The organism is Geovibrio thiophilus, assembly GCF_004087915.1.
Lineage (GTDB): Bacteria > Chrysiogenota > Deferribacteres > Deferribacterales > Geovibrionaceae > Geovibrio > Geovibrio thiophilus.
In genome coordinates, this window is sequence record NZ_CP035108.1 from 1740889 (window position 1) to 1755543 (window position 14655).

General features: G+C 48.2%; 10 protein-coding genes. 3 read left to right on the forward strand and 7 right to left on the reverse strand.

Annotated elements, in window-relative coordinates; all coding sequences use genetic code 11:
- Positions 1-80: 80 nt before the first annotated feature.
- Positions 81-1403, reverse strand: a complete 1323-nt coding sequence (locus EP073_RS08235) for a homoserine dehydrogenase (RefSeq protein ID WP_128466673.1) — start codon at positions 1401-1403, stop codon at positions 81-83.
- A gap of 160 nt (positions 1404-1563) precedes the next feature.
- The gene (locus tag EP073_RS08240) at positions 1564-4383 is read right to left on the reverse strand and encodes a DEAD/DEAH box helicase (protein ID WP_128466674.1); all 2820 of its coding nucleotides are present in this window, start codon (positions 4381-4383) and stop codon (positions 1564-1566) included.
- Positions 4384-4493: 110 nt separating this feature from the next.
- Between EP073_RS08240 and EP073_RS08245 the strand changes: the two genes are divergently transcribed.
- The gene (locus EP073_RS08245; protein ID WP_128466675.1) at positions 4494-6104 is read left to right on the forward strand and encodes a PAS domain-containing sensor histidine kinase; all 1611 of its coding nucleotides are present in this window, start codon (positions 4494-4496) and stop codon (positions 6102-6104) included.
- Between the two features lie 88 nt (positions 6105-6192).
- On the opposite strand, the gene EP073_RS08250 is transcribed toward EP073_RS08245, so the two are convergent.
- Entirely contained in the window at positions 6193-9816 is a 3624-nt protein-coding gene (locus tag EP073_RS08250; protein ID WP_164885316.1) for a beta strand repeat-containing protein, read from the reverse strand.
- A 133-nt stretch (positions 9817-9949) separates the two neighbouring features.
- Here EP073_RS08250 and EP073_RS08255 point away from each other — a divergent pair, with 133 nt between their 5' ends.
- Positions 9950-10375, forward strand: coding sequence for an ATP-binding protein (locus EP073_RS08255; protein WP_128466677.1), 426 nt, complete (start codon positions 9950-9952; stop codon positions 10373-10375).
- A gap of 129 nt (positions 10376-10504) precedes the next feature.
- Here EP073_RS08255 and EP073_RS08260 read toward each other — a convergent pair whose 3' ends face one another.
- Entirely contained in the window at positions 10505-10876 is a 372-nt protein-coding gene (locus EP073_RS08260; RefSeq protein ID WP_128466678.1) for a hypothetical protein, read from the reverse strand.
- A 311-nt stretch (positions 10877-11187) separates the two neighbouring features.
- Here EP073_RS08260 and EP073_RS08265 point away from each other — a divergent pair, with 311 nt between their 5' ends.
- Positions 11188-12582, forward strand: coding sequence for a sigma-54-dependent transcriptional regulator (locus EP073_RS08265; protein WP_128466679.1), 1395 nt, complete (start codon positions 11188-11190; stop codon positions 12580-12582).
- A 2-nt stretch (positions 12583-12584) separates the two neighbouring features.
- On the opposite strand, the gene EP073_RS08270 is transcribed toward EP073_RS08265, so the two are convergent.
- From EP073_RS08270 to EP073_RS08280, 3 genes are all read right to left on the reverse strand, one after another.
- On the reverse strand, positions 12585-13010 hold the full coding sequence (locus EP073_RS08270; RefSeq protein ID WP_128466680.1) for a PAS domain S-box protein: 426 nt from the start codon (positions 13008-13010) through the stop codon (positions 12585-12587).
- A 78-nt stretch (positions 13011-13088) separates the two neighbouring features.
- Positions 13089-14108, reverse strand: coding sequence for a hypothetical protein (locus EP073_RS08275; RefSeq protein WP_128466681.1), 1020 nt, complete (start codon positions 14106-14108; stop codon positions 13089-13091).
- Positions 14109-14253: 145 nt separating this feature from the next.
- Complete coding sequence (locus EP073_RS08280) at positions 14254-14607, reverse strand: ArsR/SmtB family transcription factor (protein WP_128466682.1); 354 nt, start codon at positions 14605-14607, stop codon at positions 14254-14256.
- Positions 14608-14655 lie beyond the last annotated feature (48 nt).

The following is a 14655-nucleotide window of genomic DNA, read 5'->3' on the forward strand; positions in this document are numbered from 1 at the left end:
GCAGCGCAATACCGTCATTGCGAGCGTCAGCGAAGCAATTCCCGCAGAGATCATTCACCGGGTTCAGGATGGCGCTCTGTTCAGTCCTCCAGACCTTCAACCCTGATTACCACTGTTTTGTCACGCACAACACTGAGGCTGTTAATCTCGTTGACCGCGTGCATAACCTTGCTCCCTTCTGTCAGATGAGTCATGAATACAAGCGGAACGGTTTCACCGCTGCTCTGCTTACTGCTCTGGATAGCCTGATATATGCTTATGCCGTATTTGGCGAGCACACTGGCTATTTTGCTCAGTGAGCCGGGCTCATCCACCGCAAGAAAACGGAGGTAGAAGCTGGACTGTATTTCCTTAATATCCCTGACAGGATAGTAATAAGTAAGCTCTTTGGTGAAGCCCAGAACGGGAACCCTGCGCTCCGCACCGGACATAATATCACGGGCTATACCTATAATATCGCCGGCTACAGCGCTTGAAGTAGCTTCTCCGCCTGCGCCTCTGCCGTAGTGGAAGGTGTCCCCCACTTTGTTTCCTTTAACGCTTATTGCGTTGAAAACGCCGCTGACCTGCGCCATGAGGTCTGTCACGGGGATCATCGTAGGGTGAACCCGTACTTCTATATCATCATCGTGCCTTTTCGCTATCGCAAGGAGTTTTATTCTGCATCCGAGCTTTCTGGCAAAATCTATATCCACCTGTTTGATGCTTGTTATGCCTTCCACGAAAACCTTCTCAAACGGAACAAGCGTAGCGAAGCCGATGGAGGCAAGAATAGCTATTTTATGTGCGCTGTCGTGCCCTTCCACATCAAAAGTGGGGTCAGCCTCGGCGTAGCCGAGCGCCTGCGCTTCTTTCAGCACATCAGCAAACTCTTTGCCCTCGTCTTCCATTTTGGTAAGAATGTAGTTCGCCGTGCCGTTTATGATACCTGTTATCTCAAGTATCCGGTTCGCAGCCAAATCTTCCTTAAGCACATTTACTATGGGAATACCGCCGCCGACACTCGCCTCAAAGCCTATTGTAACGCCCTTGCTTTCGGCGGCCTTGAAGATCTCCGCTCCGTAAACGGCAAGCAGAGCCTTGTTTGCGGTAACAACATGCTTGCCGCCTGCCACGGCGGCGAGTATGAAGCGCTTGGCGGTTTCGTACCCGCCTATAAGTTCAACTACAATGTCTATTTCAGGGTCGTTGATAATTTCCATTGCGTCTGTCGTTCGTACCGGAACCGTTTGAAGGAGCGTATCGTTCGTGTAGTCATTAATGCGGAGATCGGCAACAGCTTTAACGTTAATGTCCAGACCGGTTTTAACGGCTGTGCTTTTAACATTATGCTTTAAAGTTTCAAGAGTGCCTTTGCCCACGGTTCCGTAACCGATGATGCCCACATTAATTTTCTTTCCCATCAAATACCTCCGAAAAGATAACCAAAAAACGAACGTTTTACTTATTTATCTTAAAATAAGTGTGCAATGATACTTTATTAAACATACCAAGTCAAGACGGGGAAGGTCTGAAAATACAGGTAAATTCACTGAACTGTGATTATTGTTTTAAAATACGTATTCACAGATAGGACGCGAGTATTTCCTTCCATTTCACAGGGATGCGAATCATGCTTCCGTCCTTGACAGGAGCATGGATAAAACCGTTGTTTACCCCGAAGAGGAAAAGATCCTTGGTGACCTCCACATCCTTTATGCAGTACTCCTCTATCAGGTCGAACCGCCCTTCCTTATACCATTGAAGCGCCATGAGTCCGTCTGCGGATTTACCCGTGTTCAGCGTTGCCGTGGCAAGCTTTTCAAGGGAAAACCTCTGTCCGGTGAGGCTGCGGACATCCGCCAGCATATCAAACACGAAAGTTCCTCTGAATGCGGGCATTCCGTAGCCGGAGAGCACCTTGTTGTCAAAGCCTATGTTGTTGAAGCCGACAATCATCCGTGCGGAGGCGAGCCTTTCGGTAAGTTCGTTTATTTTTTCCTCACGGTATGCGGTGAATGCGCCGGTGTTCATGGAATACACCACAGCAACGGACACACCCATTTTGTGGCTGTTATTCCATCCGCCCACATCTTCCGCGGAGTATTTTGTTTCTATGTCATAAACCAGCACTTCGCCGCTGTTTTCGCATTTTATCACGGGTTTTTCCTCCTCTTCCTCTTTCAGATCCGCTTCCAGCAAACGCTTTATCAGATAGACCGCCCCCTGTTTATCCAGCGGGTAGTTGCCGCTGCCGCATTTTGGCGAGTATATACACGCCGGACAGCCGTCCTCGCAGCCGCAGAACTTCACCTGATTCAGGGTGGTTTCCAGCAGCTCACGTATTCTGCCGAACGCTCTTTTCACTATCCCCACGCCGCCCGGATAGCCGTCATAAACGAACACCGCCGAGCTTTCAAGCTGAGGGTGGTAAGGGTACGATATGCCGCCGACATCATCTCTTGAGCTCAGGACAACAGTTGGGAGCATGGCAATGACTGCGTGTTCAAAGGCGTGTATAGCACCCATGTAGTTCATCCCCTGCGCCTCGATCTCCTGTCTGAATACCGGAGGAATGAGGAAATACATCCCCTTTGTTTCAAACATAACCGGATCTTCCTCAAGATCAATATCCTGAAGTTTTTCCCCTGTGCGGGCTGATATTTTGGAATAGCCCGTGAGCCTTTCCGTAACCCGCAGATCGCTGAAACAGGCACGCATGTTGCCGTCGGTTCGTCTTTCTCTCTCATGGAGAACGGAGGTCTGCTTCTCTGTGAGAGGCACGGTGAAATAGTTGCCGTTAAAGGGCTGGAGCTCTATCTCCCGTTTCTGTCTGTCCGTATCGGTTACTATGAACTGGCTGCCCCTGTGCAGGTAGACAGCGCCCTTGAAATTTTCCGTATAAACACGTCTGCCGGAGTTGGTGGCTATCATAATCTTAGAGCAGTTCAAGGTGTAGCTTTCCCCCGCCATGCGGAGATCTATGTCGCCGTAAGGGTACCTGCCCAAAGCGAACAGCCTTCCGCCGCCCGCCTCCTCAAAAAGCCGCCCCTCGCCTGAAAGTTTCTCTATCAGAGCCGCGTTGTCTTTGTAGTAAGCCTCATCCCTTGCGACAGGCTTTTCATAAGCGGCGCAGATGATATGTCCCTCGTTTATCTCCGTATTGTCCCTGTCCACGGCGAGTTCCTCGAACTTTCCGCTGAAAAGAAGCTCCGGCTTGCGCACATAGTACTGATCCAGAGCGTCATTCCCTGCTATGAGAATGATAAGACTGTCTTTTACGCCTCTGCCGCTGCGCCCCGCTCTCTGCCAAAGGCTCATCATTGAGCCCGGGTAGCCCACGAGAATCGTGGAGTCCACTCCGCCTATATCAAGCCCCAGTTCAAAGGCGGATGTGGATATAACCGCCTTGAGCTTGCCTTCCGAGAACTTTCTTTCTATCTCCCGCCTTTCCTCCGGCAGAAAACCCGCCCTGTATGAGCTGAGGGCGGAGGCATATGTCGGATCGCTTGAAATAGCTCTGGCGAATATGGTTTCCGTCTGCTTGCGGGATTTGGTGAAGCAGATTGTCTTAACACCTGCCTCGATATTCACCTTCAGAAGGTAATTCGCAAGCGCCGCGGCGGGAATGTCGGGGTTGAACATCAGAAAATGTTTTCTGCCGGACGGCGCGCCGCTTTTTGACACATGCACAAACTCCCGCCCGAAAAGCTGGGAGGCAAACTCGGCGGGGGAACCTATTGTGGCGGAGCAGGAAATAATGCGGACATTAGGGTAAAGCCGCTGAAAACGGGCGAAGAGATTATAAACATGGCTGCCGAAAACGCCTCTGTATGTGTGGAGCTCATCCACCACAAGGTATTTCAGCCCGCTGAGGAAGCTGTCCCACTCTTCTCTTTTGGCGAGCATGGAGTAGTGCATAATATCCGGATTGCTGATTACTATATTCGGCTGATCCTTTAATATTTTACGGCGGAGCTTCTTGTCGGTATCGCCGTCTATGACTGCTGTCTTTATACCGCCGCCGAGGGGTATTTCGCTGATGAAATTTTCAAGGCTCCTCTGCTGATCATGCCCCAGAGCCTTCAAGGGGAAAAGATACAGCGCACGCACGCTGCGGTTGTGGTAAATATCCTCTATAACAGGCAAATTGTAGCAGAGTGTCTTCCCGCTGGCTGTGGGAGTGGTGACTATAATATCCCTGCCCGTTTTAACATGGCGGTAGCTTTCCGCCTGATGGGTGTACAGCTTTTCTATCCCCATATCCCGAACGGCGTTTCTGATTATGTCTGATTCTATGATGTTCAGGTCTTCAAACTCCGCATCTCTTGAGAATATAACTCTTTCATAGTTAAGGGATGCGGCGAACTGACCCTTATGCAGATGACCTATAAGTTTTTCCATAGCCTTATCTATATCATATCATCGTGCGGCGTAATACATCAAAAATCTTCTATTATCCTCATTGATTATGCCGTCTTTTTAAAATATACTTCTGTAAGGAATTACTAATAATGAGAAATATTTTCATAAGCATTACAACTGTTACATTTTTGTGCTTTCTCTCCGCTGTTATCGGCGGCGCTGCTGCGCTGCTGGCGGTCAAAACAGGCTTTGCAGGTTTCTCCCCTCCGTCTTTATCCGGTTATGAAGGTCTCATTCAATTATTAATAATATTCATAGTAATATGTATTTGCGCCGCTTTTGCCGCAGTATGGCTAAACAAAAAAACATCACTCAGTATAAAAAAATTTGAAGCATCTGTCCGCAAAACATTTGAAACAAAGAATCCGGCATTCTGCTCATCCTCCGATGAATCTCTCCGCATGCTCACAGATTTCATGCGCTCATCCCTCACATCAATATTTGAAGAAAGCAAAACAGGAGAAGCCCGCGCAGCTTTCTTTAAAAGAATAACAGACAGCATTCCGATCGGAATTTACACGAAAAACATAAAAAACAGCCATAAATTCTCCATCTGGAATGAGGCTATGGCATCGATGTTCGGCATACCTTCTTCCGAAGCTCTCGGCAGAACCGAAGAGGAGCTGAGAGAGGAATTTCCCCGGCTGCCTGTTTTCCGCACAACAGACAAAGATGCCGAGGTGATGAAAAGCTTCGTGATCACAAAGGAGCTGGAAGTGCATACCAATAAAGGAAATCTGATTCTCTCTGTCACGGGAATCCCTTTGTTTGACGAAAACGGGGATGTGGAAACCATACTCGGAATTGTTGAAAACAAAACATCCTCCAAAAAGCTGGAAAAAGAGCTCACAGCTAAGACCGCTCAGCTTGAGGAGCTGAACCGCAACCTTGAACAGGCTGTTAAAGGCGAGACGGAAAAACGCAGGAAGAACGAGCATCTTCTCTTTGAACAGTCCAAGTTTACCGCAATGGGACAGATGATAAACGCCATTGCCCACCAATGGCGTCAGCCGATAAATGCTCTGGGGCTTTATATTCAGGATTTTGAGGATTCTTTTGAAAACGGCGAAATGAATATGGAGTATGTCAGGAGTATGACGGAAACCTGCATGCACCTGATTGTTTATCTCTCCAAAACCATTGACGATTTCAGAAACTTCTATGCCACACACGAAGCGAAAGTCCGTTTTAATGCTGCGGAGCTTGTGATTGAAAGCCTCGGCATGATAACCGCCAAGGCGGAGTACGCCAATATTGAGCTTACGATCAGGATTAACGGCACAGAACCATTACCTCTGCCCGGCTACATAAAGACCGGAGACAGTATAACAACCGACTTTGAAACAGACGGTTTCCCCACAGAATTTAAGCAGGTTCTGCTGAACATTTACCACAATGCAGTGGAAGCTGTAATCGAAAACAGGAAAACAGGCAGAGCGCCCAGAACGGGCACAGTTGAAACATCCGTAAGCTGCGACAGGGAAAATGTGTTCATTGAGATAAAAGATAACGGCGGCGGCATACCTGAGGACATAATGTCTGATATTTTCGATCCCTACTTCACCACCAAGGAGCAGGGAAAAGGTTCAGGCGTGGGGCTTTATATGTGCCGCACAGTGGTTGAAACCAACATGAACGGACAGATAACCGCCCGCAACGAAGACAGCGGCGCAGTGTTCACCATTATCCTTCCCCGCTGATCAAAAACTCCGTCATTCTGAGCAAAATGTCATTGCTTATTATCAGGTTTGAGGCAGGGGATTCAAAGCCCCCTGCCCTGAGTTCTTTCTAATTAACCGTCAGTGAGGCAGTCTGTGACACTCCTGCTTTATTAACAGTTATGGTGACTGTTCCGTCATTTACCGCATCGCCTGTTGCCAGCCCTGTTGCGTTTACCGCAGCGATACCAGTATCATTGCTTGACCAAGTCGTACCTGCCGCGCTTGTTATGTCCTCGGTGGAACCGTTTGTGTATGTGGCAATAGCCGTATACTGCTGAGTAGCACCGTTGGCGATGGTCGCTGGATCCGGAGTAAGGGATATTGACGTAATAGCGTAGCCTGTCACAGTAACGTTAGCGGAACCGCTTACAGCGCCGATAGAAGCAGTGATTGAAGTGGAGCCCGCGACAACGCCGGTAACCAAGCCTTTATTAACCCCTGCCGCATTGCCGACAGTGGCACGGGATGTCATGAGGGATACCCAGTTCGCCGTATCGGTTACTATAGCCGTGCTTCCGTTGGAATAATGTCCTATTGCTGTGAGCTGGACTGTTTCACCCACCACAACCGAGAAAGGAGCAGGGGTAACGGTTATGCTTGTGAGCGTAGCCGGATTGACAGTCAGTGTCACAGACGGAGATGTCACGCTGCCGAGTATGGCTGTGACAGTCGTCGAACCCTGCGCCACGGACACAGCAAACCCTCTGGAGCCTGCTGTGTTGCTTATGGAAGCTATGGAGTAGTCACCGAGTGTCCATGTCACCTGTTCGGTAATATCCGCAGTGAAGCCTGTGGAATATGTTCCTGTGGCGGTGAACTGCTGACTGTTGCCCATAGCCACGGAAGCGCCCGCAGGAGTTATTGCAATTGATGTCAGCGTTGCCGCGTCCACCTTGAGTGTCGTTGAGCCCGCAGCGCCGGAGAGATAAGCGATTATAGTAACAGGTGTCGCGTTATTGGCTATAGCGGTCGCAAGCCCTTTTGTTCCGGCAGCGTTGCTGATTGAGGCAACGGCGGGGTTATCGGAAATCCAAGTAACTGCCGTGGTTATATCCGTACTTGTACCGTCTGTATATACGCCTGTAGCGGTGAACTGAACAGTCGTGCCCTCATAGGCTGACGGAGCCGCAGGCGTGATATTTATCGCCACCAGTGCCGCTGTGGTGACGGTAACGGGAGCGTTGGCGGATGTCACCGTGCCAATTGCGGCGGTTATGTTTGTCGTACCTGCGGATATTGCGGTTACAAGCCCTTTGCTGCCCGCGGCGTTGCTCACTGTCGCTCTGGCTGTTGAGCTTGAGCTCCATGCGGCAATAGTAGTCACATCCATGGATGAACCGTCAGAATAATAGCCTGTTGCGAGGAACTGCCTTGTGCTGCCCACGGGGAGGCTGTTCACCATTATCGGGTTGAGGACTATGGAAGTAAGCGCCGCAGGGTTGACGGTAACTCCTGCCGTGCCTGTTGCACCGCTTAGCGATGCAGTGATATTTATCATTCCTTCGGCAAGACCTGTCACAAGCCCTTTGCTTCCTGCCGCATTGCTGACAGCGGCTGTAGATGCGTCTGATGAGCTCCATGTGACAAGCTCTGTAATATCCTGAGTTGAGAAATCCGAATATATGCCTATTGCCGTCAACTGCTGCGTGGCGCCTAGGGCTACATTTGAAGAGGCAGGGGTAACGGATATGTGGGTCAGAGAAACCGCTGTGACTGTAACAGCGGATGTTCCCGTCACACTGTCAAGAGTCGCTGAGACTGTTGCCGTTCCGGTGTTGACAGCAGTTACAAGACCGTTTGTGCCTGCTGCGTTGCTTACTGAGGCAGCAGCCGCATTTGTGGATGCCCATGTAACTGCCGAGGTTATATTAACATTCGTATTATCGGAGTATATGCCTGTTGCGGTGAACTGCTGAGTGCTGCCCTTGGACATACTGACCGTAAGAGGAGTAACCTGAACCGTATTCAGCACGGCGGGAGTTACCGTAAAGTTTGTTGTATCGCTCAATCCGCCCAGAGCTGCTGTGATAACCGTTGTACCCTGCGCAATAGTATATGCCATGCCCTTGGTTCCCGCAGCGTTGCTTATAGAGGCAACGGGGTTGCCCACCGACCATGTTACAAGGGCTGTCACATCCATTGTGGTGTTATTGGAATATGTGGCTGTCGCCGTAAACTGCTGAGTAAGCCCATTGGGTACGGACGGAGCTTCGGGAGTTATCTGGATAGACTGCACAGTGGCAGGTGTCACAGTGAGGGTAGATGCCCCGCTGCTTATCATGCCCACTGAGGCGGTTATCTGTGTTGAACCCGCAGAGAGAGACGAGGCAAGCCCTTTTGTGCCCGCAGTGTTGCTCACGGTAGCAACTGCGCCGTTTGATGAATCCCAAACCGCGGTTTCTGTTATGTCCGCCGTGCTTCCGTCTGTGTATATTCCTGTTGCCGTAAACTGTTGATCAAAGCCGTTCGCTATTGAAGCCACAGGCGGGGTTATCTCTATGGATGAAAGAGCGGCGGCTGTCACTGTTACTGCTGCGGAACGTGACACAGAGCCCACTGCGGCTGTTATATTAGCCGTACCGACGGATACGCCGGTCACAAGACCGCCTGAAACCGCAGCCCTTGCGCCGTTTGATGTTGTCCACACAGCATCCGCTGTTATGTCCTGCGTACTGCCGTCGGAATATGTGCCTGTAGCTGTAAGCTGAACAGTTGTTCCTGAGGCGAGGCTCACTACTGCGGGGGTTATGTCTATGGAGGTAACGCTGATCGGTTCAACGTGAATTGTTGTGGTATCAGTGATTGAGCCCACTGCGGCAACAATTACGGATGTTCCCACAGTAAGCGTGTTTACAAGCCCTTTTGAGCCGGATGCGTTGCTCACTGTTGCTACTGACGTACTTTGGGAAACCCATGTAGCTTCGGATGTTACATCTCTTGTGGTGCCGTCAGAATAATAGCCCACAAGAATCATCTGTCTGGTTGCGCCTGCGGCGTTAACGGGTTCATCGGGCTCGATCTCGACTCTTTGCAGTGTCGCATTGCTCACGGTTATGACTGCCGTGCCTTCAAAACCGCCGAGAGAGGCTGTAACGTTTGCTGTTCCGGCAGATGCTGACAGAACAAAGCCCTTATCTCCGCTGTTGTTGTTAACACCGGCGACAGAGGAGGCAGAGCTTACCCATACTGCTGTTTCGGTTATGTCCTTGGTCAGCTTGCCGAGGGCGGTATTATGATAGACTCCGGTTGCGGTAAGCTGGGTGGAGGAGCCGAGAGAAAGAGTCGGTTTAGTGGGAGTTACTGATACGCCTATGAGGATTTCACCGTCCCCCACGAGAACAGTTGCTGATTTTGTGACATTTTTGTATTCAGCAGTAACAGTGACTGTTCCGCTTGCAATTCCCGTGACAAGCCCCGTATTGCTGACTGTGGCAATGGCATTGTCGGATGAACTCCAGTCGGTGTCTATGCTTGTGGTTATATCCGCACTCGTATCATCCGAGTAAAGAGCAACAGCCTCAAGCTGCGCCGTGCGTCCGATTATTATACTGGCGGAAGGAGGGCTGATAACTATATTCTCCAGCCTGACTGTTCCGTCATTTCCTCCGCCTCCGCTGCTTCCGCCGCTGCATGCAGCAAGCGTTAACGACAAAGCTGAAAGGATAAACACAAGGACTTTTCTGAGACTCACGGGCAACCTCCTGAAAACAAAGAAGACATAAAACTAAAATAAGATTAATATTCAATCGTAATACAGCGATAATAACTTTAGCACTAAACAATAACCTTTTCGCTGAAAAATAACAACTGCCGCAGGCATTATTATGAAAAATACAATAAATCTTTCCTTCAGACCGGATCTTTCGGTGATTGCGGATGAATGTGAAAAGCTTGAGACTGTTCTGACCGAAGCCGGAGTTGACAGTTCTCCGGCGCTGAAGGTGCGCTGTATTGCTCATGAGTTTCTTGTTAATGTGGTCAGACACGGAAAGCCCTGCGGGGAGACGGAAGAGATTACTCTTGATATTGATATACACGATGACAGCATAGAGCTGCATTTCACCGACAGCGGTATGGAGTGGATGCCCGATCACAAAGTGCTCAGGCATCCCTTCCATTATAGCTCCGATGATGATCTTTATGCCCCTTCAGGCAAAGGACTCAGGCTTATCGGAGCCATGTGCCGTGCCTACCGCATGTTCAGATATAAAGGCAGGAATCACACGTCTATCTCAGTGGAACTGAAATAGTCCTGCCTGTCAGATTTAAGCGGGCAGGGCTCCAAATGCCGGAGACAAGCCCCGACAGCCCTGCCCTTCAGATGTATATGATGGACGAAGTCTCAAACTGCCCGAAAGCAGCTCCGTCCGTCAGATGTGTCAGCAGAGCTCCACAAGCCTTTTCAACTGCTCGGGATTTATATCCCTGCTGACAACAAAATCAGCTTCTGTCAGATTATCCGCAAACTCGCTCGGCTTCGTTACGATTATCACCGAGAGATCTTCCTTTTTGCTCTTCATTTTAATCAGAAAAGCGTTCAGCACTTCCGCCGGAATCCTGCCCGGGTCTATGTCCAGAAGCAGAACATCCACATCTATGTTATCCAGTATGGACGACATATCACTGAGGTTCCTTCCGATGGTAAGTCTTTTTATCCGGTTTTTTATCGAGAGGATAAATTCCTCAGAAATATATTCACCTTCGCAAAAGTAAAGCAGGCTGATGTTTTCAAATCTTGTTTCGGCGACCATAAACCACCTCGTTAAATAATGATGCACTTTTTGTATCTGTAAGCTTATAGTGCAATAGACATGCCAATCTGTGTTTTTTGTTTGTTAGAAAAATTTATTGAAAAGCGAAGTAATTATGAATAAAGACATTTTTATTATTATGATCCGGATAGCCGTATAGAATTGATGAAGAAAAAAATTAACCTGCTAATCTGAAACGCCTTAAAACAATACATAACGTCTTCTTTTATTAAAAATATGTGACACATTTTGAAACACGCTCAAAATGCTTCACTTGCAATCGTAAAAAAAAACCAATAAAATAAAGCATTATGGATATTTACAGAATAATGTTGGTCGATGATGACCTGTCACACCTTGAATATACCGCGCGTATTATAGAGAAAAACTTCACCCAGAAGCCTGTCTGCGTCAATGACAGCCGCACTGTGCTCAGCACTCTGTCTGAGGGAGGCTTTTGCCTTATCCTTCTCGATCTGAACATGCCGCACATAAACGGACTGGAACTCCTTACGGACATCAATTTCAGATTTCCGGAAATTCCCGTTGTTATAGTTACCGCCGCAGAGGACTCCGAAACAGTTGTCTCCGCCGTGCGTCAGGGAGCTTTTGATTATGTTACGAAGGCGTCCGGCAAAAACAGGCTGATAGCCGCTGTTTCAAAGGCTGTGAAGCACTATTTCACCATGAAGGAACTGGACAAGCTTAAGGAAGAGTTTTTTGATCCGGCGGACGACAGCGCAATATCACAGAAATTTGTAACCAACAGTTCACGTATGGCGAGAATTTTCAGCTATATGAAAAATATAGCCCCTACTCCCACTCCTGTTCTCATCACAGGGGAAACCGGGGTCGGCAAGGAGCTCATAGCCGAGCTTATATACGATATGTCCGGCATGAAGGGGCGCATGGTGAAAGTAAATGTCTCCGGCTTGGATGATACCGTGTTCTCGGATACCCTGTTCGGGCATGTAAAAGGAGCCTTCACCGGAGCGGACGGAATGAGGGAAGGGCTTGTAAAATCCGCTGAAAACGGAGTGCTTTTCCTTGATGAGATAGGCGATTTGGAACAAAGCTCTCAGGTTAAGCTGCTGAGGCTCCTTCAGGATAACTCATACTACCCTCTCGGGTCGGATAATGTGCGTCAGGTGAATACAAAAATAGTAGCCGCCACAAACAGAGACCTGAAAGCCATGAGTGAAACAGGGGAATTCCGCAAGGATCTGTACTACAGGCTTATGTTCCATAATATAATAATTCCGCCGCTCAGAGAGCGCAAAGAGGACATATTTCCCGTTACGGAGCATCTTCTTGCGGAAATCGCTGAAAGATACAGTATACCCAAGCCCTCTATCACGGCGCCGGCGCTTATGCTTATGTCCGGCTATGATTATCCGGGCAACGTGAGAGAGCTTGAAGGCATAATGTATGATATGGTTGCGGAAACTCATCCGGAAATAATAGATGAGAAGATTGTTGCGGATTATTTCAGGCGGAAGGGGCTGAAGCTTGAAATTCAGAATGAAATCACCGGACTTGCCGACAGGCTGGAAATAGCCTACAGGGGAGCGTTCCCGACAGTAAAAGAGCTCAGCGACCACCTCATACAGATGGCGCTGGACGAGGCTGAGGGAAACATCTCAAAAGCGGCGCAGCTTTTAGGCATAAACAGACAGACTATCTACAGGCACCTGTCAGAGCAGTAGACTCAGCCCGTTGCGAGATTATTTTCCGTAATATCCTTAATCTCGGACAGGAGGCATTTTCTCCCTTCCATGATCAGCACGCTCGAAATGACCTCCACATCCTTAACTCTTCCGTCAGCGAGCCTGTGGGGGAATATGAAATTGCTTTTCGGTTTTCTGGCGGCGTCCAGCCTTTTTTTCATCACAACAAAATAGGGAAGAGTGTTTATTTCTGTTATCTTCATTGATGTGATGCGTTCAAAAGAGTAGCCGTAAAAACGCAAGGCTGCTGCGCTGGCATCAAGAACCTGCCCGCTGAGAGCATCAATCACAAGAAAAATGCGCTCTGAAAAGCGCTGCTCATCGTTTAAAAAGTTTTTAGGAGTGTAAGAGTATCCGCCTCTATATGCGGAAACGGACTTTTCTTCAGTGCTTCTGCGGCTGTCCATAAATCATTCCTCAGGGTTATTGTGTATATGTAATACTATATCCTGTGAAGGTAATATGCACAACCGTTTTACAAAAATTTACGATTCCTTCTCCTTTTCCGAAAGGATAGTTCTGGCGGCGGCGATAGCCCACATGTCGAAGAAGGTATTTTCCAGATACTCAAGCTGGCTGTCGTCCAGTTTTTTAAGTCCCATTCCCTGAATAACCGAGGACATGAGAGTGTTGAAACGCATGTAAAGAGGATGGCGCTCGCCCATTATCCTGCGCATCACTGTGTTCACATTCCTGCGGAACTCAATAACATCTTTATTTTCCAGAGCCAGAATATGGTTGATCGGATATTCATCGGGCTTTTTTTTGTGACCGTACCAGAAGATGAAGCGGAACATCCATACAAGATTGGCGGTTTCTATTATTCTTCCGCCGGAGGCGTAAATATAATCAGAGTTGTAGTCGCTGGCAAACTTTCTGTTATTGTACTTCCTTCTCATTGAGTAGCCTGTGCTTATTGCTTCCGCGCAGACACGGAGCAGACGCTCCACTCCTCTGTATAGCTCCTGAAGGGCTTCTTTGGTTCCTTCAACGAGATCTGAATTTACAGTGATTACCTCATAGCTGTAGTTGTATATGCCGCTGATTGTTTTTTTAAGTCCGGAGGCTGTATTGATAAGCTCTTTGAGATATTTTCTGTCATCATCATCCAGAGTCACCAGCATTTCAGACTTACAGAAGGTCACAAGGCTTTTCATGTATGATATGGACGCGTTGTAATAAGTGAAGACGCCTTCGCTGGGCTTATCGAACGAAAGAGCCTTCCGCACGGGTTCATCCCACCGTGTAAGATCTCTGTTGCAGTCGGCAAGCCAGCCGTAAAATTCTTTTTCCAGCTTTTCCGCCCATTCCACGCAGTTGTCGGCTATGGAGATAACATCAAGCTTGACGTCCATAATTTGGCTGAACTTCATTTCTGCCCTGTGCCATTTGCTTTCAGAGCTGAAAATGTCACGCTGAACCCTCTTGGACAAAACAAGATCGATATTTTTTACAAACCTGAGCGCCTGCTCGTCCACACATTTAAGAGGAGAATACACGTTCAAAAACGAACCTCCTGTATACGAATAAACATCTGCTAACAATGAAACTCTGGAATACAAGATATGAAAAAGGGAGGATAGCGCAACAAAAAATGTGAAAATTCACATAAAAAACTGATTATCTGTATCAGAAATACCTGTTTAAGGCTTATTCATAAAGCTTTTCGGCGCACATTATCCTGTCTGCCCCTGCGAGCTTTTTCTTCTCGGCTGAGAAGTCTATTCCTTCTGAGCACAATGTCAGAAGCCGCAAAGAATACTCATCTTCGGTGAGACTGTAAGTTATCCAGCGCCCCTCTTTGCAGTCATTAATGAGCCCGGCTTTTTTCAGCACCTTGAGATGTGCGGAGATAGTCGAGAGCGCTATCTCCATCATATAATTTATCTCGCAAACGCATAGAGGGCGTATTTGAAGCAGCATCAGTATTTTAAGTCTGCTTTCGTCCGCTAATGCCTTAAGTATTTTTACTCTTGATTCCGCATTTTTCATTTTTATATCCATAAAAATATATTGACTCCAGTGTTAAAAAAATATACTAATTCTTTCAGA